This window comes from Clostridium mobile (genome assembly GCF_018918285.1).
Lineage (GTDB): Bacteria > Bacillota > Clostridia > Clostridiales > Clostridiaceae > Clostridium_AW > Clostridium_AW mobile.
In genome coordinates, this window is sequence record NZ_JAHLQF010000001.1 from 838857 (window position 1) to 863612 (window position 24756).

Genomic DNA, 24756 nt, shown 5'->3' on the forward strand with positions numbered 1-24756 from the left:
ATTACTGCATACCATCCAACTGTTTTTGTATATTAAAAAGCTGCTGCGCTAACTCTAATGATTCTTTAAGTCTTCCTTCAGATTCTAGCTTTTTTATTTTTTCCATAATTTCTTTTTTAGTTTGATCTAATTTAAGTCTTTTTAATTCTCTTACATAATCGTCTATCAATAACTTATAATTGCAATCGTCATCTATAATATTAATTTCTTTGATTTTTATCCATTCTTCTATAATATTGTAATTCATAAATTTACTTTCTATTAAAGCAGTGATTTCATCTTCATTCTTATCCAAATTCTCTAATACGAATTTATAAATTTCTCTTCTTCCTTGTGAAATGAAATATTCTTCTTTTAATGTTTCTAATATATATTCTTTCATTTCTTCCTTACTTACAATTATATTAATCAAAGTTCGTTCGCATTTTACATAAACTGGTTCTAAATAATATTTATTTCCAAAAAATTCATTACTATTCATTAAATTGTTATTATTTCCATCTTTCTGCAATTTATTATTCATTAAGTCGTATAAAGCCTGATTTTGTATGCCAGTTTTCTGTGAAAGCTTATTTATATAGATGTCTTTTTCTACTGGTTGTAAGTCTCTTATTATATCTAAAGCAATTTCTGCATATTTTGCAACATCATTAGGATTTTTTAAATTTAATCCTTTAGCTGCTTTTTCTATTTTATAATCCTCTAATTCCATTGATCTTTCTATTAATTTCAGAAACTCATCTTTTCCGTTATTTTTTATAAAGTCGTCAGGATCCTTTCCTTTTGGTATAGAAAGCACCCTTACATCAAACCCTTCTTCCTTTAAAATTTCCAATCCTCTTAAAGTAGCCTTTTCCCCTGCTGAATCAGCATCATATGCTATAACAACCTTATCTGCATATCTTTTTAATAACTTAGCCTGATTAGAAGTGAAAGCCGTACCTAAAGAGGCTACCGCTGCTTTTACCCCATGTTGATGAAGTGAAATACAATCCATATAGCCTTCGACAATTATAAACATTTTTTCTTCATTGTTTTCAATTGCATAGTTTATACCGTAAAGATTTGTTCCTTTTTTGAATATTGAGGTTTCTGGAGAGTTCAAATATTTAGGATTTGAGTTATCCATAACTCTCCCCCCAAAACCAATTACCTTACCCCTATAATCGAACACAGGAAAAATAATCCTATTTCTAAACCTATCATAATACCTATCATTTTTATTTTTTAATATTAGCCCTGCTGATAGCATATCTAATTCAGTATACCCTTTTCCTTTTAGATACTTTAAAAGGGAGTCCCATGAATTCAATGCATAACCAAGCCCAAACTTATTAATTGTCTTCGAGCCTAAACCTCTTTTAATTAAATAGTCCATAGCTGATTTGTTTTTTCTTAAATTATAATAAAAATATCTAGCTGCTTCTGTATTAATCTTATAAAGTTTATTACTATTATCAGTAATAGAGGATTTACTATCTTCTATTTCTATATTGGCTCTATCTGCTAACATTTTAATAGTGTCTACATATGTTAGATTTTTGGTCTTCATAACAAAAGTTATTACATTTCCAGCTTCGCCACAACCAAAGCATTTATATATCTGTTTATCTGGAGTAACTGTAAAGGATGGAGTCTTCTCATTATGAAATGGACATAATCCTGTATAATATCTTCCTGACTTCTTAAGTCTAACAGTTTCTGAAATAACATCTACTATGTTGTTATACTCTTTTACCTTTTGAATGACATCTTCCGATATCAATTACACAATTCACCTAACCTTCAAATTTATAATTTCCTACCAAGTTTTATTTTATTCGACAAATAACTTAGAAATCCTTCTTTATTCTAAATTATTTTTTTGGTAAGATTATCATAAAATATATATTCTTTATAAAACTAAAATATCCTTCAAAATCATATTATTTTCTAATTTATCACTTAAATTTATTTTACCTTAACACCTTGGTAATTATTCTGATTTTAACTAATATATTACAATTTTAGGTACATATATACTATTAAATAATAATAAGCAGTAATCATCACTCATTCCAGCTATATAATCTGCTACTCCTTGATGAAGCCCTTCCTTTTCCACTACAGTCTTGTAAAATTCTGGCATCTTTTGCGGATACTTTAAATAGTATTCATATACCTGTCTTAATACAAACTTAGCTTTATCTCTTTCTTCTTTTAGTATGGAACCTTTATATACATAAGCAAACATAAAATCTCTTAGCTCTCTTAAAGCTTTTTCTATGCTTTCACTTAAAGATACTTCTATTTTTCCATTTTTTATATTATTTATAGTAGTATATACACAATCCTTTACTAAAGTGTCTATCCTCTCACCATGAGTATTACCTAGTATATCCAATATATAGCTTGGTATATCCTGTTTTTTCAAAAGTCCTGCTCTTATAGAGTCATCTATATCATGATTTACATAGGCAATTTTATCACTATATTTTACTACTTGCCCTTCTAAAGTAAAAGCCTTTTTATTGTTTTTAGAAAAACCACTATGATTTAATATGCCGTCAATAACTTCTGGAGTTAAATTAAGCCCCTTACCTTGCCTTTCAATCTTAGTTAGCACTCTAACACTATTCACATTATGTTTAAAACCATTAGGAAGCAGCTCATTTAATACTTCTTCCCCATTATGTGCAAAAGCTACATGGCCTATATCGTGGCCAAGGGCAATCGCCTCGATTAAATCCTCATTTAATCCTATGCCTTTTCCTATGGTTTTACCTATTTGCGCCACTTCTAAGGTATGGGTTAATCTTGTTCTATAATGGTCTCCCCAAGTTTTTATGTAGACTTGAGTTTTGTGCTTTAATCTCCTAAAAGATTTGCTATGAATTATCCTATCTCTATCCACCATGTAAACAGTTCTTATTTCATCCCCTATTTCCTTTATATTCCTCCCTAATGAACCTGTAGATTTAGCAGCTTGAGGAATTAAACTCAATTCTTCATTATACTCGATTTTCTTTCTTATTTCCATAACTATCACCATATTACCTATTCTATATTTTAAGTAAAAAGTCCTCTATTTAATTATTACCATTGCAAATATATTAATAAGTATATGTATAATATTAAAAATTAATTAATATGATTATAAAGAGAAAACTAAGATAAGGAGTGTTCATATGCCTATTGCGGCTGGAGAATATAATATTAATATATTGGCTGAAGAAAATATAAAAAAATACATTCTACCTTATTATGGTCTAGATAATTTTCTAGTTACTCAGATTAAATTTAAAGATACAGATAAGCAAAGAGCTGTTTATAAAGTATACTCAAAAGATGAGAGCTATTGCTTAAAGAAGGTTTATTTTCCACTAGATCATCTTCTCTTTGTCTACTCCTCCATTGAATGGTTTTATAGGTATGGTATTAATGTGCCGAAAATATTGCCTACTTTAAATAGGAATAGATATGTGGAATTTAATAATATGTTATTTATATTAACCCCATGGATTGAAGGGGAAAAATGTGATTATGACAATGAAGAACATGTTTTAGTCTCTGCCAAAAACTTAGCTTTAATGCACTCATGTGGTAAAAACTTTTCTCCTATAGAGGGGAGCTATGTGAGGTATGGAAGAGATGATCTTCATAGATCCATTCAAAAGCGTTTTCATCAGCTTTTGAATTGTTCTAATTTAGCTTTCAATTATAAAGATAACTTTTCAAAAATATTTTTACAAAACTTTGATACTAATATAGTAATGGCTCAAACTTCTTCAACTGTTGGATCTACAATTGATAATTCTAATCTTAGTACCTCTTTATGTCACCTTGACTATGTGAATAAAAATTTAATCTTTGATCCAAAAAACAACATATGGGTAATAGATTTTGATAAATGTAAAATTGATTATTGCGTTCATGATATTGGATACTTTATGAGGAGATTTTTAAGGAGAGATAAAACTAATTGGAATGTACAATTAGCATTAAACTGCATTCACGCATATGAGAGTATTAAGCCATTGACCTTAGATGAATATAAATATCTTTTAGTATACCTGGGATACCCTCAAAAATATTGGAAGATATCTAGAGATTATTATAAAAACATTAATAAATGCAATAAAAAATCCTTTATCAAAATTTTAAATAAATCTGTAGAAAACAACGATAAACAACTAGAATTTGTTATAGGTTTTAGTAAGTATATTGAAGAAAGATTTAATGTGAAATTATAAAAAAGTTTTTGCTTCTTATTATCATTGTTATAATTAAATCTTTGTGAAAATTTAGATTAGTCCACAGAGAAGAATTTAAAATTAATATAGGTGTTTTCATAGAGAAAATACCTTATAATAAAAAGCTTTTGGCATTACCAAAAGCTTTTTATTAACTTCAAGAATTTTTCTATAAAAATTCCACCACCTACTTTATACAATAAGCTAACCATCTAAAAAATCTTCCTATATTTTTAAAAGAAACTATATCGCATAATAATTCAGTGAACTTTCCAAACTTCCTATAAAATAAATTAAATGATAGAAATGGAATCCATTGTTTTTTAGATTTTGGTAGTCTTTTCATTATATTTTTAAAGATGTACACTTCTTTATATATCCATAGATAGCCATTATATAATTCTTCTGCTGTCATATTCTTGGGTTTATATACCACATGGGCAGTGTTATACTTTGACAAATTAAAATCTACAATTCTATTTTCCTCTATTAATGATAAGTATAACTTTGTACCAGGATATGGGGTAAGGATATGTGAGGTCACCGTTTCTATCTTATTTTTGACTATCCATTCTAATGTGTTCTTAAATACAGAGACATCATCTTCATCTAATCCGAAAACAAAACTTGCATTTATCATTATTCCCCTCTTATGAATTTCATCTACAAGTTTCTCATATCTCTTTACACTATTTTGCACCTTATGGACACTATCTATTGACTTACTATTTATACTTTCAAAACCTATAAATAGACTTTGACAGCCAGATTCCTTCATTTCATCTAATAATTCAGGCATGTCCACTATATTGGAAGTAACCGCTGCGTTCCATTTTAGTTTAAGAGGTTTTATTTCCTTTAACAATTTTTTTGTCCATTTAGGATTTCCAATAAAATTATCATCAATAAACATTATATGTCTTGTTTTTAATGCCTTTATATCTTTAATTACATTATCTATAGGTCTATTAATATAAGTTTTAAGTACATTTTTGCAGCTATTATAGCAGAAATCACATTGAAAAGGACATCCCCTACTTGTACTAATTATATTAGTATATAAATACTTTTTATTATCAATAATATGATAATTAGGTGATACTATTTCTTTCCCGTAAATACCTTCCATATCATAATATATCTTCTTAAGTGAATTATTTTCTTTATCCTTAAGGATTTTTGCCCAAACTCTCTCAGCCATTCCCACACATATTGTGTCAAAACTATTAAGAGCACCCTCTGGATCTGCTGTAATATGTATACCTCCTGCAATTACTGTTACTCCACGATTTCTAAACTCTTTTGATATTTCCACCGCTCTATTCATAACATCTACAGTGACAGTTATTGCTACCAAATCTACAGGTTCATCGAAATCTATCTTTTCAACATTTTCATTTTCAATAATGACTTCATATTCTTTCGGCGTAAGATTTGCTATTGTGAGTAATGCTAGTGAAGGAGACATTCTTGTTTTTAACTTTGTATCCATTGGTCTTGGTAGCATTGCAGGTTGAATTAATTTAATCTTCATATATTACCTCCCCGAATAAACTTTACTCACCATTTAACTAATCTACTATGTGTCATTTCTGTATTCTAAAATATCACCTGGTTGGCAGTCCAAAGCTTTGCATATTGCCTCTAAAGTTGAAAATCTAATAGCTTTTGCCTTTCCGTTCTTTAGTATAGAGAGGTTTGCCATGGTTATTCCAACTTTCTCCGAAAGTTCAGTTACACTCATTTTTCTTTTAGCCAACATCACATCAACATTGATTATAATAGCCATTATATCACCTCATACTGTTAAATCATTTTCTGATTTTATATCTATGGCTTCTTTTAAAAGCTTTTGAAGAACAGCAGCAAAGACTGCAATCACCATTGACCCAAAAATAATGATGATTGGAAATGCTACGAGACCTGGAGCATCATCTGCTTCCGCTATAGGAACTAAGAATGGTACTAATCCTGCATATATAATACTGATTGTGTTTGCACAGTATTTTATATTCTTTAAAGCATTTACAGAAATTTGAGAGAAAGCTTTGTTCTTGTCAATATAGCTTAAAAGTTTTAAAGCCTGATAAAGAGCAAAGAAATACGTTATCGCTGATGCATACACACCCATTAAAATAGAAAAGTGTAAATAATTTATAAATCCAGGCACCCAAAATATACACAGAGCAAGAACCGGAATTCCAATAAGAATAACAGCTATCTTTAAGAAAATTGTGGAATATTCTTTCATAAAAAGCACCTCACTTTTAATTTCTATGTATATGATAGCATGTTTTTTATCGTTTATCAATAAATTTTTATTTATTTACATTATATATTTGTTGAATTATTCTATTTCATAATAAAAAAGAGCATTTCTGATTTATGCAGAAATGCTCTCTATAAATTTAAATTCTACCCATCCATATTAACTATAATAAAAGCCTATAATTTATTATGGAAAATGATATACTTTTTATGATCATTAATGAAACTATTAAGTTTTATTTCTTATTTCTATTCTTCACTACCATCTTTCATATCTTTTATTGCATTATTATATTTTTCTAAAGATTCATTGGTGTTTTTAGGTAATCCTTGAATATCAATTTTAATCTCTTTATCAGTTTTAGCTTTAATTGTATTTGATTTCATAACATCAGTTAAATCAAATCCTATAGTTTCTTTAACTGCTTCAGTAACTGCTTTAAGTGCTCCAACTGTATAACCCGTTACATTAGATACACCGTCTGACCCCTCTCCAGAACCACCTATAATAGTAATGTTTCCAATTTTTGATAATGGTTCTGCAACAGCTTTTGCAATCTCTGGTAATTTTTCAATAACCATCTGTAATTTACCTGCTTCATCCATTTTAGCAAGCGCTTCAGCTTTCTTTTCAAGAGCTTCTGCTTCAGCTAAACCTTTAGCTCTTATAGCATCTGCCTCTGCTAAACCTCTTGACTCTATAACCTTAGCTTGTGCCTCTCCCTCTAATCTCAATTTCTCAGCTTCAGCCTCAGCTCTCTTTAACTGTTCAAACTTATTAGCTTCTGCCTCTAATTCTCTTCTTTTTCTTTCTGCTTCAGCAGGTTTAACAACTGTTTCTAATAATTCTGCTTGTTTTCTTTCTGCCTTTTTCTCCGCTAGTTCTATTCTTCTTTGTTCAGATGCAATCTCTATTTGAACTTCAGCTTCAGCTATTTCTTTATCACGTTGCTTCTCAAGAAGCGTAGCATCCATTTCAGTACCCTTTGTTTCTTTTGATGTTATATTAGATTGAATTTGATAAGCCGCGTCAGATACAGCTCTCAATCCCTCTTGCTCTTTCTTGTATGCTAAAATTTTTAATTGTTTATTTTTCTCTGCCTCTGCCACCTGAGCTTCAGCCTCTAATTCTGCTTGCTTACCTATTCTACGTGCTTCAGCTGTTCTTATTTGCTTTTCTTTAGCCGCTTCAGCTGTTCTTATTTCTCTTTCCTTGTCTGCCTCAGCTTCAGCTATAGACGCCGCTGATTTCACCTTAGCTATTTGCTCTTTACCTAATGCCTCTATATACCCCTCATCATCTGTAATATCATTTATAGTAAATGATTTTAACTCTAATCCCATATCCCCAAGCTCAGTTCCCGCTACTTGCTGAACTTTAGCCGCAAAACTTTCCCTATCATTGTATATATCTTCAACACTCATTGATGATACAATTTCACGAAGTTTACCTTTACATACCTCAGATGCTTGTGTTCTTATAGTACTAACTGTTTCAGCTTCTTTGGCACTATTAAACTGCTGTACTGCCGCTAATATGCTGCTCTCATCATTCTTTACTTTTATAACTACTACACCTTCAGCATTAATCGTAACCCCTAACGCTGTCTTTGTTTGCCTAATCTCCACTGGAAACATAATATTTTCCAAAGTAATTGTATCCATTCTCTGTACTACTGGTATTACAACTGTTCCACCACCAGTTACTACTTTAGGTTTCCCAAAGCCTACAATTACTGCCGCCTTGTCTGAAGGCACTTTTTTCCATGTACTCAATATTCCAGCAATGACTAGTATTAATCCAATTACTATAAGTCCAACTGTTCCAAATAATGAACTAAAAATAACGTCTGCCATTTATATACCCCCCATTTATTTAATTTTTATTGCTTACCTTTCAGTAATATAACGTAACAAATTTTTTTCTCAATATCAAAATCTGATATTATTACTTCTTGTCCTTGGTTTATAACATATTCACCTTCCACACCTGCATAAGGACTTAATGTTGCTCTATAAGTTATAATAGCTCCTGTACTATCTGTTAATGATATAACGCCATCGCTAAGAGGTGTTATTCTCAATACTACAATACCTACCATACCTATTAAATCACTAGATTTTAATGCTATGGGATCATTTGATTTTAATTTACGTACTATAAACTTATATACAGATGTATATGCTATTATTGAAGCTATTAAAGATACTCCTAGTAGTAATACAACTGTTATAGTGTTAGTCATAAACTTCATTAAAAATAATCCAAATGAACTAAATACTATTAGTGCAAATGAAAAACACATTATATTAAATGGAATAAGTCCATCAAAATCTATATCAACATCAAAATCTAAATTAATTAATGAAGTAGTTGTGCCTAATAAGATGTCTAATAAAGGGATTATGAAACCTATGAATAAACATATATCTAATATCATTTTTAATAAATTCATGCTCACCAAATATCCCCACCACCTATTTTATTTCTTAATGCCCATTCTCTCCACATCTCCTACATCTTCAATAGTTGGTTCCTCAAATATTGATTCTAGTATATCATTCCAATTATTGTATGTAAAGTTAGTCATATCAAAAGCATCTTTTGTATTCTCTTTTTGCTCAAAAATGCTTCTCCTAAATTCCATGTTAATACATCTTATTTATATTAATTTTATTTGTGTACATTAATTGCTTACACCTTTCAAAAGTGTTCCATAATAACTATTTTTCTTTTAAAATTCTGCTTCAAAATATAAATTTTTAATAAAAATAAGGTATTGCACTTAAAATCACTAATGAAATTTAGTTACAATACCCTATACTTATACTATTTTCTTATTATTTTATTGTCTTGGATTTTTAACCTGAGCTTGAGCAGCAGCAAGTCTTGCAACTGGCACTCTATAAGGTGAACAGGAAACATAATCTAATCCTATTGCATGTGAAAACTCTACTGAAGAAGGGTCTCCACCGTGCTCACCACAGATTCCAATTTTCAAATCATCTTTAGTTGATTTACCTAATTTTACTGCCATTTCAACAAGTTTTCCTACTCCATCTTGGTCTAACTTCTGGAATGGATCAAATTCGTATATCTTTTTGTCATAATAATTATTTAAGAACTTGCCAGCATCATCTCTTGAGAATCCGAAAGTCATTTGTGTTAAGTCATTTGTTCCGAAAGAAAAGAATTCTGCTTCTTTTGCTATTTCATCAGCTGTAAGTGCTGCTCTTGGTACTTCTATCATAGTACCTACTTTATAATCTAATTCTGCATTAGAATTTCTAATTACTTCCTCTGCTACGCTTACAACTACATTTTTAACAAATCCTAATTCTTTTACTTCTCCTACTAAAGGAATCATAATTTCTGGAACAATATTGTATCCTTTTCTCTTATTCACTTCAATAGCAGCTTCTATTATAGCTCTTCCTTGCATTTCTGCTATTTCTGGATAAGAGATACTTAATCTACATCCTCTATGCCCCATCATAGGGTTAAATTCTTTTAAAGATTCTATTTTAAATCTTAAGTTTTGGAAACTTATTCCTAAATCTTTAGCTAATTCTTCAATATCTTCATCTTCTGTTGGTAAGAATTCATGTAGTGGTGGATCAAGCAATCTAATAGTTACTGCTCTTCCTTCCATAGCTTCATATATGTTTACAAAGTCTTCTCTTTGCATTGGAAGTAGCTTCTCTAAAGCTCCTCTTCTCTGATCTTCATTTTCAGCTACTATCATCTCTCTTACTGCAAAAATTCTTTCCTCGTCAAAAAACATATGCTCTGTTCTGCATAAACCTATTCCTTCAGCTCCAAATTTAACCGCCTGAGCTGCATCTCTTGGAGTATCTGCATTGGTTCTAACTTTTAATTTTCTTATTTCATCTGCCCAGGACATAAACGTTCCAAAGTGACCACTTATTTCTGGCTCAACAGTTTTTATTGCTAGTCCATAAACAAAGCCAGTACTTCCATCTAATGAAATATAATCTCCTTCATTGTATATTTCACCATTTGCTTCAAAGTTTTTAGCCTTCTCATTAACCTTTATATCTCCACAACCAGCAACACAGCATCTTCCCATACCTCTAGCTACAACAGCTGCATGAGAAGTCATTCCTCCTCTAACTGTAAGTATTCCTTCTGCTACTACCATACCTTCTATATCTTCTGGAGAAGTTTCCGCTCTTACTAAAACAACCTTTTCTCCTAGCTCACTGTGTGTTTTTGCATCTTCAGCATTGAAATATACTTTTCCACAAGCAGCCCCTGGAGAAGCTGGAAGTCCTTTTGCTATTACTTTAGCATTTTTTAATTCTTCTTTATCAAAAGTTGGATGTAGTAGTGTATCTAATTGCTTAGGATCAACCTTTAGCATAGCTTCCTTTTTATCAACAAGCCCTTCACTTACTAGATCAACTGCAATTTTCAATGCTGCTTGAGCTGTTCTCTTACCGCTTCTTGTTTGAAGGAAATACAATTTACCTTGCTCTATAGTAAATTCCATATCCTGCATATCTCTATAATGTTTCTCTAATCTATCTGCTATAGCTAAAAATTCCTCATAGCATTCTGGTAAATCTTCTTTAAGTCTTAAAATGGATTGAGGGGTTCTTATTCCTGCAACTACATCTTCCCCTTGAGCATTTATTAAATATTCCCCAAACATTTCTTTATCTCCAGTAGCTGGGTTTCTAGTAAAGGCAACCCCTGTTCCTGATGTTTGACCCATATTTCCAAATACCATGCTTTGAATGTTTACAGCAGTTCCCCAGTCCCCTGGTATATCATTTAATCTCCTATATACTATAGCTCTTGGATTATCCCAGGATCTAAATACAGCATCAATAGCTTCTATTAATTGCACCTTTGGCTCTTGTGGGAAATCTTCTCCCATTTCTTTTTTATAAATTATCTTATATTTTCTAACTACTTCTTTTAAATCCCCTGCTGTTAAATCTGTGTCAAATTTAGCTCCTATTTCTCCTTTTACTTCATCTAATACATCTTCAAATTTTCTTTTATCTATTCCCATTACTACATCGGAAAACATCTGTATAAACCTTCTATAAGAATCATAAGCAAATCTTTCATTATCAGTTAACTTACCTAAAGCTACAACTGCTTGATCATTTAATCCTAAGTTTAATATAGTATCCATCATTCCAGGCATAGATACTCTAGCACCAGATCTTACAGACACTAATAGTGGATTTTCTACACTTCCAAATTCTTTACCAGTAATTTTCTCTAATTCACTTAGAGCTTCATATATCTGTTCTTTAATATTATCTGAAATTGCTTTACCATCTTTATAGTATTTTACACAAGCTTCTGTACTAACAGTAAATCCTTGTGGAACTGGGATACCTAAATTAGTCATTTCAGCTAAGTTAGCACCCTTTCCCCCTAGTAAATTCCTCATTGTAGCATTGCCTTCTTTAAAAAGATAAACGTATTTAATAGATTCCATAATCCAACATTCCTTCCATTTGAGAATATATTTAAGTATATACAGTTATAAATTCTTTCCCATTTTTACAAATAATTTTGTTACATTTGTTTTGGACACTTTTCCAATTATCTTTAATCCATCTATTTTATTGCCATCCATTACTTTGTCTACAACTGGCAAGCTATCTACTTCATGCTCAATAATTTTACATGCTGCATCATAAGCATTATCTTCCTTATGAACTACAATTATATTTGGCATTCTAGTCATTATGATACCAATTGGCACCTTATGCATGTCAGTTCCACCCATGGCAAACTTAAGAAAGTCTTTCCTTGATGTAGCACCAACTAACAATCCGTTATTTTCAACAAATAAGGTTCCTGCATCATGCAAAAATAAATCTAATATGGCATCATAAACGGTAGTTGATTCACTTACTACCACAGGTTTTGACATTATGTCTTCAACCTTAATATTTTTAATGTATTCATTAATTGCACTATAAGAGGGTTTCTGTGAGTATATGTATCCTACCTTAGGTTTTGCATCTAATATTCCTGTCATAGTAAGTATAGCCAAATCTGGTCTTAATGCAGCTCTGGTTAAATTTAATTTCGATGCTAGTTGCTCACTAGTAATAGGCTCATTATCTTTCACTAGTTTAATTATCTCTTCTTGTCTCTGTGATAGTTTAATATTGTTCACCCTCTTTCTAAAATATTATATTTTAAATATACCCTATTATATCATCATATAGAAGGAAATAGTATAGCACTTTAAGCTCATTATGAGTATTTATTTTGAATCTGCTACATATTATCCCTCATTTTCTTAAGGATACTAGCTTTTTTATGTTTTATATGGAATCATAATATTATAGTCAGCAGTTTAATCTGCTGACTATGGATTACTTATTTTCATCTTTTTTGTCTACTTCTTCAAAATTAACTGAGTAAGTATACATATTATTTTCATCTACTATATCAGGCGCATTATTAAATTTATTTTGAACCTTTGATTTTACATCATCTACAGTAGACTTTATTATTTTATTTACCACTTCAACAGTACCATCTGTTTTTGTGATCTCAATAGTTATCTGAGTCAATGCTGCTGCAAATAATGCCAATGCCATGAACGGTGAAGCCCAAAGTCCTGCTATTGTAACAGCTACTCCAGCATTTACTGGTATATCAGCTATCACCTTATCTCCCTTTTTAATCTTTATCCTATTGACATTTCCTTTGTTTACTAGTTCCTTTATCCACGTAGTGAATTCATCTTTACTTATATACATCTCTTCTCTTTTTTTCTTTCTATTTTCCTCTACGTAGATTAAAGCATCTACAACGTTCCCATTGCAGATTTCTAAAGCTTCTTTTGCATCAGCATAACTCACTTTTGTTCTCTCTCTGATAATATCAATTTTTTCAATAGTAATTTCACTCATTTATTTCACTCCCTTTAAAAAAATTAAGAGTCTCTAAGCTCTTAGGCTTTCTAAAATAATTTTGACATATTATAAGATTTAGAACTTTATAAATTTCCTCTTTTAAATTATCTGGAATAACTATTCTATAACTTTTTTCCAAAGGAATTTGGCTTAAATATTTCAATATATTAAATACACCATTATTTATTTTTATACCATTTTCCTTTGCACAATCCTCACAAATTCCACCTAGATATTGTAAGTCTATATAATTTGATGAAGATATTTTGCTTTTACATCTAGTACAACTTTGAAGGTTCAACTCATATCCAGTGGCCTTTAATATTTTAATTTCGAAAATCCTAGCTAAAGTATCTAAGTCTCCAACTTTATTTTTCATAAAATAAAAAGCAGTTACTAAATCTTTAAATAACTCTCTATTACTTTCTTCCTCTTGAATAGCAATATCAATTAACTCACAAAAGTATGAAGCATAGGTTATTGTCTCTAAATCCATAAGCAGCCCTTGGAAGGATTCTATCATTTCCCCTTCATTTAAAGTATACATGGCTTTACCCCTATACAATAGATAATTGCCAAAGCAAAATGATAGAGTAGTTGAAAAAAGTTTACTTCTATTTTTTTTAGCACCCTTGGCTATAGTAGAAATTTTCCCCAACTTCTCACTGTACATCCAAACTATTTTATCCGTTTCTTTATAATCTTGAGTTTTTATTACTATAGCTCTTGTATTAAAGGTAGACAGAAAATCATCTCCTAACTTTTTTCTTTCTACTTATATCCTAGCTCTTTAAGCATGAATTTACTATCTCTCCAGTCCTTTTTCACTTTAACCCATACTTTTAAATATACCTTAGCGTCTAAGAACTTCTCCATATCCTGCCTAGCATATTGAGATATTTTTTTAAGCATAGTTCCATTTTTGCCGATTATTATTCCTTTATGTGAATCTTTTTCACACAACATATAGGCCTCTATTTCATATGTACCTTTTTCGTCCTTTTTCATAGTCATTATTTCCACCGCTATTCCATGGGGAACTTCTTCATTTAATAGTCTCAATGCTTTTTCTCTTATTATTTCACCAACTATAAATCTTTCCTGTTGGTCAGTTATCATATCTTCTGGATAATATTGAGGTCCTTCTGGAAGATAATTTTTCATAAGTTCTATTAACTTATCTACATTTTTACCATTCATGGCTGAAATTGGTATTATTTCTGTAAAATCCATGATATCCGAGTAATTTTTTAAGGTTTCCGCTACTCTTTCTGGGGGATTTTCATCTACTTTATTTACCACTAAGAAAACTGGAGTTTTGGTCTTTTTGAGTTCTTCAACAATATACAAATCTCCCTTTCCCGCTTCCATTTCAGGAGTAGTTAAGAAAAGCACTATGTCAACTTCCTTTAGTGAACTTTCTGCCACTTTTACCATATATTCTCCAAGTTTATGTCTTGGTTTATGCATACCTGGAGTGTCAACAAATGCAATTTGATAGTCCTCTCCTGTTAATATTGTTTGTATGTTGTTTCTAGTAGTCTGAGGTTTATTTGATACTATTGATAATTTTTCATTCATTATTCTGTTTAAAAGTGTTGATTTTCCTACATTTGGTCTTCCTACTATAGTTACGAATCCTGACTTATACATATTTCCTCCTTATTTAATTAAATCTTTTTTTGTAAAAGCTCCTGGTAGTATTTCATCAAGTCTGTTTACTAGAAATTCATTTTCATTTTTTGCTATTATAACAGGAGTATCTTCCTTGGCAAATTCACTTATTACCTGCCTACATATTCCACATGGGAAGGTGTATTCTTCAGGACTTCCAACCACTGCTATAGCTTTTATTTCTTTTTCTCCTTCAGATACAGCTTTAAAAATTGCAGTCCTTTCTGCACAGTTAGTTGCACCATAGGAAGCATTTTCTATATTGCATCCATTATATATCTTACCACTATCTGTTAATATCGCAGCACCAACTTTGAAATTAGAATACGGAACATAAGCTTTTTCTCTTCCTTTAAAAGCTTCTTGTATTAATAACTCAAAATTTATATTTTCCATTTTCCATTCCCCCTTCAATTAAGTATATAGCCCTGCCAAATTTTACTCTTGTAAATAGATTATAGCATTATTTTTATTCATTTCAATATATTATATTTTACCCAAAACTTTAAATAATAATATAGTAAGTAAAGTTCCAAAAGCAGCTCCTGCTATAACCTCTATTATTGAGTGTATTTTAGAATCTACCCTGCTTTGAGCCACAATGGTAGCTAAAAGATAACTTAAAATGATAGCCACAGTCTCTTCAGTGAGTAGGGCGATTGTGGTAGCTATGGAAAAGGCTATTGTACTATGACCACTAGGCATTCCTCCTCTTAATGGAGTACCTTCTCCATATATAGCCTTAACACCTAAAGTTATAATACATACAATAAATAGTATTATGAATATCATATATGGATTGGAATTTTTTATTTTATTGATTACTATAAAATTTATATATTCAAGTTTGTTCCAAAATATTATGTATCCTACAACAACAGCATTTATAGCTGCAACTAACACCGCACCAGCAGACACATTCTTTGCTATTTTAGCCAAAGGATGATAATAATTCGTAGTTGTATCAATAGCAAACTCTATGGCCGTATTTATAAGTTCTGTGGTAATGACCATTGTAATAGTTATGCATAAAATCAATAATTCAATTTTACTCACATCATAAAAAAAGCAAGCCGTAAACACTAAAAGGGTTACAAGTAAATGTATCCTCATATTCCTTTGAGTCCTTACAGCATGCAATAATCCTTCTATTGCGTAGTTAAAGCTGTCAAACATTTTTCGCATTTTCATATTCATAGTAACACCTGCTTTAAAGGTTTATTTACTCTCTAACTATATTAAATTTATCTAATATTTCTTCCTCTCTTTTTCTCATAAGAGCTTTTTCTTCCTCTTCCATGTGGTCATAACCTAATAAATGTAGTATTGAATGTATTATTAAGTAACACACTTCTCTTTCAAAGGAATGATTAAATTCAAGCCCTTGTTCTTCAGCTTTTTCTAGGGATAAAACTATATCACCTAAAATTAACTTATCTTCATATAAATCCTCAGGTTTAAATTCATAATTTAAATAGGCATCTTTAAAAACTTCTCCCTGAGGATAATGAAGCATAGGAAAAGATAGTACATCCGTTTCCCTATCTATTCCTCTTTCTTCTCTATTTATTCCTCTTATACTTTCATTATCTACAAATAAGATACTAACCTCATAATCGATAGATAACCCTTCTTCTTTCAGAGAATAATCCACCAATTTTTCTATTAGTTTTTCTAAATCTTCTTTTACTTTTATCTTATTTTGCCTATCATCAATGTAAATCATTGTTTTTATCCTTTCCTCATCCTTTAGTGTGCCATTTATCAGTAGGGTATTCTATCCTTTGATGATATATTCCCATAAATACTTTTATAAATGACTCTCTTATTTTATCAATGTCCTTTAGTGTCAGTTCACAATTGTCTAATTGTCCCTCATTTAATTTATCCTTTATGATTTTATTAACCATTTCCTCAATCTTACCTTTGGTAGCATCATTAATTGATCTTACTGCTGCTTCAACACTATCTGCAAGCATTATAATTGCAGCTTCCTTAGTTTCCGGCTTCGGTCCTGGATATCTAAAATTATCTTCTTTAATTTCTTCAGGGTTTTCACTAGAATTTTTCATAGTTATATAAAAATATTTAACTAAAGTTGTACCATGGTGCTGCTCAATTACATCTTTTATTACCTTAGGTATTTTATATTCTTCTGCTAATTCTACTCCATCCTTTATATGAGAGGTTATTATCAATGCACTTAAATTAGGATTTATTTTATTATGAGGATTATCTCCGCCCAATTGATTTTCTTTAAAGAAATAAGGTCTTTTTATTTTACCTACATCATGGTAATAAGAAGCCACCCTTGCTAAAACCGGATTCCCCCCTACCTCCTCTGCGGCAAGCTCTGCTAGATTGCCTACTAATACGCTATGGTGATAGGTTCCCGGCGCTTCCATAAGAAGTCTTTTTAAAAGCGGTGTATTAGGGTTTGATAGCTCTAATAACTTTATTGTGGTTACAATATCAAAAATACTCTCAAAGAAAGGTAAAAAACCTGTTGTAAGTACTCCTGATATAAATGTTCCTACAGCGGTATAAGAAGCCTTCTTTACCACATCTACAGTATTATTACTTAATAAAAATCCTGTAGAAAATGCAAAGGTTACATTAATAACCCCCAAAATAATAGCAGAGTATATAATATCATTTCTTTGCTGCATTCTTCTTAAAATAATAGAACCAGCTATAGCATTTATTATTGCTAAAATGGTAATCTCTACATTAAATTGTACAGCACAACTAATTAGCACACAGTTTAGCCCATTTATTATCAATGATAACTTACTATCAATTAGCAATGAAAATAACATAGGTACACAAGCCAATGGTATTAAAAATGGAACTACACTCAGCACTCTTGCCAATAATACAGATATACATGTCAATATGCTAATTAATATCATCTTGTTCAAATCTTTATATATGTCTTTGGCATATTTACGCATATAATACCACTGTAATCCTAGCGTAGATAAAATTAGCCCCCCTAAAGCTAAATATATATACCATTGAAAGTTTTCTCTTGCATTTAAAAGTCCCAATTTTTCTAATAGCTCTAATTGAGCATTAGTTACAGGTTCTCCTTCTTTTACTATGGTCTGATCTTTCTTTATCACTATAGGCGCTTTTTTCTTTGCTTCATTTTGTAGCTCCTCAGTTTTTTCTTTATCATAGAAAAAATTTGGCTTTATTTGAGAATATCCTATACTTGCAGCTAAATCCTTTAGCACTTTTTTAGGTAGCTTTGAAGCATTTACTCTTGAAAGTATAAACTCTTGAGCTTTTTTTACGTCTTCATTCTTGCTCTCACCACTATCAGCTATATTCATAGTATCATATAGCTGAGACATTATATTAACTAATGCAGTGTTTAATGTATCTCTTTCTTCTTCACTTAAACTCATTAACAAAGTATAATCTTCATCCATTAAATTAAATTTAGGATATACCTTTAATTGTTGAATTCTTTCATTATCATCTAAAGTAGAGCTCTTTAATTCCTTTATTTTTAAGAATAGATAATTTATATTTTCAATAACATTTATTTTAACTTCAGGATTTTTATTATATTGCAATGGTACCGCTTGAATAGCTTGTTGTATTTTAGCTTTAGTCGCTGCATCATCAACGATTTCTCTAGGAGCTTTTATATCAACCTTAGCGATATCTCCTTCTTTTAAACTATATTTTTGCGTTACTAATGAAGTTATAAGTACTGAATATAGAAAAATAAATGTACAAATAAATAAAACTATCTTTTTAGTATTATTTTTTTTAGTATTGTCATTTTTAGAGTTTTTATCTAAAGTATTGTTCATAGTAACAAACCTTCCTTTTTATCACAATAACCTGTGTTACTCAATTTCAATTTTTTCTGGAAGTGCTATATTTTCCTCAGCAATCACTAATACTCTTACGACGATATCGCCATCCTCTTCAGTATGATCTACTATTTTATCCACTATAGAAATGCTTTTATCAAATTTAACTTTAATATCATTAAATAATTCTTCGGCAGTTTGTTCAATAAGAGTTTTTTTATCCAATTTATGAGTCTTTTCATTGACTTCAAAAAAGCTTTGAAATACTAGTGGGCCTTTATTATGTTCTATTTTATCATACTTGTCAAAATTATTCATAGATTTTTTTAAAAACAACTTCTTTTTTCCAATTTCAATATAAATGTTTTCACTTTTTTCCCCCGTTCTTTCTCTTCTAACTTCGCTACTCTTAACTTTTTTTGTTTCTTCATAGAAGGTTCTCGCAACCACCTCGCCATTTGCATGAACCTCGTAAATACTGCCTTCTTTTCCTTGCTCTCCTTTAACAAGCAATTCTCCTTTTTTAACAATATCGCCTTTTTTAACAACTGCTGTGCCTGCTGTTGTAAATACTCTTACTACTTCTCCATCTTTCTTAGCTACTAAATTGCAGGGCTCATCATCCTGGACAAATTTAGGCGGACTTTGTCTTTCTAAAGCTTTAACTTTTAATATAGACCCCTCTATTCTAACCCTTACCCACATGATATTTTCATTGTTTTTAATCAATTTTTCTTCTACCGATAATACATTTAAATCTTTTTTTCTAACCCCTTCTTTAACTCCATAGGATATCAATTCTCTTCTTATTTCATAGGGTGATAAAGTGTTCCCTGCTTCTATGTCAATTCTCCAGATATATGTAGAAAGAATATATATTATAGCCGCAAAAACGAATGCTCCTGCAATTAGAGCCTTTCTCTTCCTCATCCTAAATGCAAAAAATGCCATTCCTTTTCTTCCAATTACTTTAATTTTACTTTCAGTTTTTTTAGATATTCCCTCTATCTTTCTATAATCCTTTAAACTAATTTCTAGAGTAAATGTACTCATATCTTTTTTTCTTATATTTTTGACTTCTATAGCATTGCTCCAAAGAAGATTTAAGAACTTTTCTGGCATAAGAGATTGTATTTCCAGGGTAATAATACTTCTCTCATACTTATTTAAATTCACCTTACTCAACTTCTTCATACACCACAGACCTAAATTTGCCTTTTAAGCTTATGGTGCTTCCTCCTAAGAAAAGTATTTCCAATCCTTCTCCATATATATTAACTAACCCTACCCTGGTATTTATTTTAACTTGTCTTTCATCAAAAATAATTATACCTTTGTGATTTTCAATTATAATTTCATTATTTCCTGTAATAGCTATCTTCGGTAAATCTAATACTACATCTCTTGGTAAATCTAACTTGTCAATCACATTGCTTTTCACTGTATTAATTTTATTTTCCATTTTTCCACCTTTTAAAAGTACTTTCATACTAATTTATGAATTTCCTTTTAATAAAATGACAAAAGCATTGAGAAAATCCTAGAGCTATTCTTCATTCTAAAATAAAAAAAGTTTAAATAAATAAAAAAGGACCATATTAGTCCTTTTTTTATTTATTTAAACTTTTCTTAACTATTTCGCTAACAAGCTTACCATCTGCTCTACCTTTTGTTTTTGGTACGATTACAGCCATTACTTTTCCCATATCTTTCATGCTAATTGCCCCTGATTCCTCTATTGCCTGACGGACAATCTCAACTACTTCATCCTCTGTTAATTGCTGAGGAAGGTAACTTAACAAGATTTTTATTTCTTCTTCTGATTCTTCTACCAAATCTTGTCTGTTTCCTTTTTTAAACTCAAGGATAGCTTCACGTCTTTGCTTTACTTCCTTAGCCAAAACTTCAATGATCTCTTCGTCATCAAGTTTTCTTCCATCAGTTTTTTCTACTAATAATATAGCTGCTTTGGCTGTACTAATAGTATTAGCTTTAAACTTTTCTTTTGCCTTTAAAGCTTGCTTCCAGTCTTCTTGCAATCTTTCTTTAAGGGCCATATTCAGTACCTTCTTTCAAAATTTATTTGAACTTTCTCTTTCTTGCTGCTTCTGATTTTTTCTTTCTCTTAACACTTGGTTTTTCATAGTGTTCTCTTTTTCTTACTTCTGAAAGAACACCAGCTCTAGCACATTTTTTCTTAAATCTTCTTAATGCGTTTTCTAGTGATTCGTTTTCTCCAACTTTGATTTCTGACATTTGTTCTCCCTCCCTCCGCTAGCTCAATTTACTTCATAAATTAAACAGGCAATATGGGTGACATAGCACATAGCTTATTATATAATAGAAAAGTATTACCTGTCAACAATTTCATTAATTGTTTTACTTTTTATATTTTACCCTGGTGGCCATTGAAGATTCCTTCCACCTAGTATATGAAAGTGCATATGTAAAACTGTTTGCCCTCCATTTATACCACAATTATTTACAACTCTATATCCATCTTCTGCTATTCCCAATTCTCTCGCTAAATCCTTTGCTTTAATAAAAATATGCGAAAGTATATCTTTATCTTCTTCCTCTAAACTATCTAAACTGTCTATATGTTTTTTAGGAATTATAAGCACATGAACTGGTGCTTCTGGATTTATATCTTCAAAGGCTAAAATAAGCTCATCTTCATATACTTTTTTACAAGGTATTTCTCCTTTTATTATTTTACAAAATATACAATTATCCATAATTTCACCTCCCCAAGCCAATTAAATAATATATTTTATATAATATTATTTTCCTTACTATATATTATATCAGCTTTCCAACACAATGTTCTTCTTTTACTTCTACTATTTCAGTGTTGAAGATACATCCTTCTGTTATTTTATCCCCTTCACAAATTACCTTTATATAATTTGGAGTATATCCCTCATGGGAATTGCTATTTCTTTTAGACTTTTCCTCATATAAAACTTCAAAGTTTCTGTGTATAAACTTTTCCATAAAAGCTTTTTCATTTTCTTTATTTAATTCTATAAGTCTATTGCTTCTTTCTTCTTTAATATTTCCATCTATTTGATTCTCCATAACAGAAGCCTTTGTTCCCTCTCTTGGGCTATACTTAAATATATGCATCTTAGAAAGCTTTATATCTTTCAAAAATTCATAAGTACATTCAAATTCTTCTTCTGTTTCTCCTGGAAAACCTACAATTATATCTGTGGTAATTGAAACATCTTTTATATTTTTTCTTAACTCCTCTACAACCCATCTGTATTCTTCCGTTGTATAATGTCTATTCATTCTCTTTAGCGTGATATTGCATCCACTTTGAAGAGATAGGTGAAAATGAGGACATAATTTTTTCAATCTCCATATTCTACTCATTCTATCTTCTGTAAAGAACCTAGGGCTTATTGATCCTATTCTAATTCTTTCTATTCCATCTATCTCATCTATTTCCTCTAATATTTTTAATAAGTCCCAATCTCCATCAAGATCAGCACCATAGGAGGAAATTTGTATACCTGAAAGTATTATTTCTTTAAATCCATGAGAAGCTAAATTTTTAACTTCTTCAATTATTTTATCAGGTGATTTTGAGCAAACAGCGCCCCTTGCATAAGGAATAGCACAATAGGAACAAAAGCTATTACATCCGTCTTGTATCTTTAAAAAAGCTCTAGTTCTATCTCTATATTGTTCAATATTTAGTTCTTCAAAAACATTGTTTTTAAGTACATCTCCAACTTGAATGATTTGCTTATTTTCATTCATAAACTTTTGAACTAAATGTACAATATCACCCTTGTTTCTAGTTCCAACTACTACATCTACTCCTGAAATTTGAGATACTGCTTCTGGTGCTATCTGTGAATAGCATCCAACTACCGCAATTACTCCTGTTTCATTATTTCTTCTAGCTCTTCCTATCATTTGTCTAGATTTCTTATCGCCCATATTAGTAACTGTACATGTATTTATAACATATACATCTGAATACTTTTCAAAATCTACTACTTCGTACCCTGCCTTTATAAACTTCTCTGCCATGGCTTCTGTTTCATATTGATTAACTCTACAACCAAGAGTAGTAAAAGCAACTTTCATTATAATTTTCCTCCTAAATCTCCTAATTCATACATTATAAGAGATGTGCAGACAAAACCAGCTGTTTCTGTTCGTAATATTCTTGGACCTAGAGTTACTATATGCGCTCCTAAACTCTTTAAATCACATATTTCTTTTTCTTCAAAACCGCCTTCAGGCCCTATTACAATTCCTACTTTTTCTATAGACTTATCTCTTAATGTATTTACTACGTTTTTTATTCCAAATCCCTCTTCATTTTCATAAGGTACTATTACTAAATCCATTTTCCTTAGCTCTTCAAAAAGTTCCTTAAATTCTATTGGTGGATTAATCTTTGGTATTAGAGTTCTTTTAGATTGCTTGCTGGCCTCTAAAGCGATTCTAGCCCATCTATCTAGCTTCTTATATTCACCAATCTCATTTTTAACTATAACTCTTTCCGTAACTATTGGTGTAATTTCTCTTACTCCAAGCTCACAATTCTTTTGAACAATTAAGTCCATTTTAGAAGACTTAGGTAAACCTTGAAATAGATATATCTGTATTGCACTCTCATTATTTATTAGAAGTTTTTCTTTTAGTTCCACTGTTACTTCTTTTTTATTTACATCCTTTATAACTCCTAAAAATTCTTCTCCATTACAATTATTTATAGTAACCTCTTCTCCTGGAGCCAACCTTAAAACCTTATATATATGTTTTACATCTTCTCCCTCTATTATAGCTTCATTATCTCTAATAAAATTTTGTGGGACAAAAAACTTATGCACTCTTTACACTCCTTAATTTAGTTTTGATACTATACAAACCCATTCTCCATCAGTGTTTACTTCTACTATTTCTAATCCGCATTCCTCTAGTTTTTTTATTACGTCATCTTTTCTTTCTTTTATTATACCAGAAGATATAAAGCATGCTCCCTGTTCCATAAAGGTTTTAACATCATCAGCAAGTAATATTATTATATCAGCTATTATGTTGGCAACTACAATATCTGCCTTACCTTTAACTACATCCATAAGATTTCCATAGCGTATTTCTATGTTATCTAATTTATTAAAACCTACATTTTCTTTTGCTGATGTAACGGCTACAGGATCTAAATCCACTCCAATAACCTTTTTCGCTCCTAATTTTGCCGCTCCTATAGCTAGTATTCCAGAGCCAGTGCCTATATCAAACACAGTAGAATTAGGATTAACATACTTTTCTAAAGCTTTAATACACATTCTAGTGGTTTCATGAGTTCCCGTTCCAAAAGCCATGCCTGGATCTAAATCTATTACTATTTCTCCTTCTTCACTTTTATAGTCTTCCCATATTGGTCTTACTATAATTCTTTCCCCTATTTTAGTTGGCTTATAGTACTTTTTCCAATTATTTTCCCAGTCTTCTTCATTAACCTTAGTTACAAATACCTCGCCTTTACCTTTATCTATTCCGTGCTCATCTAAATTGTTTATACTTTCTTTTATGTATTTAAAATATTCTTCAAAGTTTTCATCTTCTTTAAAGTATCCCTTTATAATTGCCCCTTCTTTAACTTGTAAAAGATCCTCATCAAAATAGTCCCAATCACCTGGGTTCTTCTTTTTAAACTCGATATCTTCTGGATCTTCAATAGAAACTCCCTTTACCCCAGTATTGTAAAGTATAGCTGAAACAGCTTCCACCGCTTCGCTGCTTGTAATTATCGTTACCTCTAACCAATCTTTTTCATTACTCATATATAATCCTTATTGAGAATA

26 protein-coding genes are annotated in these 24756 nt (G+C 30.7%); 1 reads left to right on the top strand and 25 read right to left on the bottom strand.

Annotated elements, in window-relative coordinates; translation table 11 throughout:
• Position 1: 1 nt before the first annotated feature.
• Positions 2–1765, bottom strand: a complete 1764-nt coding sequence (gene dnaG, locus KQI86_RS04125; RefSeq protein WP_216437876.1) for a DNA primase — start codon at positions 1763–1765, stop codon at positions 2–4.
• A 225-nt stretch (positions 1766–1990) separates the two neighbouring features.
• Positions 1991–3019 (bottom strand): deoxyguanosinetriphosphate triphosphohydrolase, encoded by a 1029-nt coding sequence (locus KQI86_RS04130; protein ID WP_216437877.1) that lies wholly within the window; start codon positions 3017–3019, stop codon positions 1991–1993.
• Between the two features lie 148 nt (positions 3020–3167).
• Between KQI86_RS04130 and KQI86_RS04135 the strand changes: the two genes are divergently transcribed.
• Positions 3168–4232 (top strand): CotS family spore coat protein, encoded by a 1065-nt coding sequence (locus tag KQI86_RS04135; protein ID WP_216437878.1) that lies wholly within the window; start codon positions 3168–3170, stop codon positions 4230–4232.
• Positions 4233–4419: 187 nt separating this feature from the next.
• On the opposite strand, the gene KQI86_RS04140 is transcribed toward KQI86_RS04135, so the two are convergent.
• The 23 genes from KQI86_RS04140 to prmA form a co-directional block, all read right to left on the bottom strand.
• A complete protein-coding gene (locus KQI86_RS04140) occupies positions 4420–5766 on the bottom strand; it encodes a B12-binding domain-containing radical SAM protein (RefSeq protein WP_216437879.1) in 1347 nt (448 codons plus the stop codon).
• A gap of 45 nt (positions 5767–5811) precedes the next feature.
• On the bottom strand, positions 5812–6021 hold the full coding sequence (locus KQI86_RS04145) for a helix-turn-helix domain-containing protein (protein WP_216437880.1): 210 nt from the start codon (positions 6019–6021) through the stop codon (positions 5812–5814).
• A 9-nt stretch (positions 6022–6030) separates the two neighbouring features.
• On the bottom strand, positions 6031–6483 hold the full coding sequence (locus KQI86_RS04150; RefSeq protein WP_216437881.1) for a DUF2975 domain-containing protein: 453 nt from the start codon (positions 6481–6483) through the stop codon (positions 6031–6033).
• A gap of 266 nt (positions 6484–6749) precedes the next feature.
• Positions 6750–8357, bottom strand: a complete 1608-nt coding sequence (locus KQI86_RS04155) for a flotillin family protein (RefSeq protein ID WP_216437882.1) — start codon at positions 8355–8357, stop codon at positions 6750–6752.
• A gap of 26 nt (positions 8358–8383) precedes the next feature.
• Positions 8384–8956: a hypothetical protein gene (locus KQI86_RS04160; protein ID WP_216437883.1), complete on the bottom strand. Its 573-nt coding sequence runs from the start codon at positions 8954–8956 to the stop codon at positions 8384–8386.
• 27 nt (positions 8957–8983) lie between these two features.
• Positions 8984–9148, bottom strand: a complete 165-nt coding sequence (locus tag KQI86_RS04165; protein ID WP_216437884.1) for a hypothetical protein — start codon at positions 9146–9148, stop codon at positions 8984–8986.
• Positions 9149–9346: 198 nt separating this feature from the next.
• Positions 9347–11980 carry a pyruvate, phosphate dikinase gene (ppdK, locus tag KQI86_RS04170; protein ID WP_216437885.1) on the bottom strand — a complete coding sequence of 878 codons (2634 nt, stop codon included), beginning with the start codon at positions 11978–11980 and terminating at the stop codon, positions 9347–9349.
• A 45-nt stretch (positions 11981–12025) separates the two neighbouring features.
• Positions 12026–12670, bottom strand: coding sequence for a transcriptional regulator CcpN (gene ccpN / locus KQI86_RS04175; RefSeq protein ID WP_216437886.1), 645 nt, complete (start codon positions 12668–12670; stop codon positions 12026–12028).
• 202 nt (positions 12671–12872) lie between these two features.
• Positions 12873–13415, bottom strand: a complete 543-nt coding sequence (locus KQI86_RS04180; protein WP_216437887.1) for a DUF4342 domain-containing protein — start codon at positions 13413–13415, stop codon at positions 12873–12875.
• Complete coding sequence (gene recO / locus KQI86_RS04185; protein WP_216438331.1) at positions 13408–14163, bottom strand: DNA repair protein RecO; 756 nt, start codon at positions 14161–14163, stop codon at positions 13408–13410. The genes KQI86_RS04180 and recO overlap by 8 nt, the downstream gene beginning before the upstream one ends.
• A gap of 26 nt (positions 14164–14189) precedes the next feature.
• Positions 14190–15071 (bottom strand): GTPase Era, encoded by an 882-nt coding sequence (gene era, locus KQI86_RS04190; RefSeq protein WP_216437888.1) that lies wholly within the window; start codon positions 15069–15071, stop codon positions 14190–14192.
• A 9-nt stretch (positions 15072–15080) separates the two neighbouring features.
• Positions 15081–15479: a cytidine deaminase gene (locus KQI86_RS04195; RefSeq protein WP_216438332.1), complete on the bottom strand. Its 399-nt coding sequence runs from the start codon at positions 15477–15479 to the stop codon at positions 15081–15083.
• Positions 15480–15578: 99 nt separating this feature from the next.
• The gene (locus KQI86_RS04200; protein WP_216438333.1) at positions 15579–16283 is read right to left on the bottom strand and encodes a diacylglycerol kinase; all 705 of its coding nucleotides are present in this window, start codon (positions 16281–16283) and stop codon (positions 15579–15581) included.
• A 31-nt stretch (positions 16284–16314) separates the two neighbouring features.
• On the bottom strand, positions 16315–16818 hold the full coding sequence (gene ybeY, locus KQI86_RS04205; protein WP_216437889.1) for an rRNA maturation RNase YbeY: 504 nt from the start codon (positions 16816–16818) through the stop codon (positions 16315–16317).
• Between the two features lie 16 nt (positions 16819–16834).
• Positions 16835–18919 carry an HD family phosphohydrolase gene (locus KQI86_RS04210; RefSeq protein WP_216437890.1) on the bottom strand — a complete coding sequence of 695 codons (2085 nt, stop codon included), beginning with the start codon at positions 18917–18919 and terminating at the stop codon, positions 16835–16837.
• 36 nt (positions 18920–18955) lie between these two features.
• Positions 18956–20116 carry a sporulation protein YqfD gene (gene yqfD, locus KQI86_RS04215; protein ID WP_246582644.1) on the bottom strand — a complete coding sequence of 387 codons (1161 nt, stop codon included), beginning with the start codon at positions 20114–20116 and terminating at the stop codon, positions 18956–18958.
• Positions 20100–20384, bottom strand: a complete 285-nt coding sequence (gene yqfC / locus KQI86_RS04220; protein WP_216437891.1) for a sporulation protein YqfC — start codon at positions 20382–20384, stop codon at positions 20100–20102. The genes yqfD and yqfC overlap by 17 nt, the downstream gene beginning before the upstream one ends.
• 148 nt (positions 20385–20532) lie before the next feature.
• On the bottom strand, positions 20533–20979 hold the full coding sequence (locus KQI86_RS04225) for a GatB/YqeY domain-containing protein (protein ID WP_216437892.1): 447 nt from the start codon (positions 20977–20979) through the stop codon (positions 20533–20535).
• Positions 20980–21001: 22 nt separating this feature from the next.
• On the bottom strand, positions 21002–21178 hold the full coding sequence (rpsU, locus tag KQI86_RS04230) for a 30S ribosomal protein S21 (protein ID WP_010292600.1): 177 nt from the start codon (positions 21176–21178) through the stop codon (positions 21002–21004).
• 137 nt (positions 21179–21315) lie between these two features.
• On the bottom strand, positions 21316–21660 hold the full coding sequence (locus KQI86_RS04235; protein ID WP_216437893.1) for a histidine triad nucleotide-binding protein: 345 nt from the start codon (positions 21658–21660) through the stop codon (positions 21316–21318).
• Positions 21661–21724: 64 nt separating this feature from the next.
• A complete protein-coding gene (mtaB, locus tag KQI86_RS04240; RefSeq protein ID WP_216437894.1) occupies positions 21725–23026 on the bottom strand; it encodes a tRNA (N(6)-L-threonylcarbamoyladenosine(37)-C(2))-methylthiotransferase MtaB in 1302 nt (433 codons plus the stop codon).
• On the bottom strand, positions 23026–23778 hold the full coding sequence (locus KQI86_RS04245) for a 16S rRNA (uracil(1498)-N(3))-methyltransferase (protein ID WP_216437895.1): 753 nt from the start codon (positions 23776–23778) through the stop codon (positions 23026–23028). The genes mtaB and KQI86_RS04245 overlap by 1 nt, the downstream gene beginning before the upstream one ends.
• A 12-nt stretch (positions 23779–23790) precedes the next feature.
• Positions 23791–24735, bottom strand: a complete 945-nt coding sequence (prmA, locus tag KQI86_RS04250; protein ID WP_216437896.1) for a 50S ribosomal protein L11 methyltransferase — start codon at positions 24733–24735, stop codon at positions 23791–23793.
• Positions 24736–24756 lie beyond the last annotated feature (21 nt).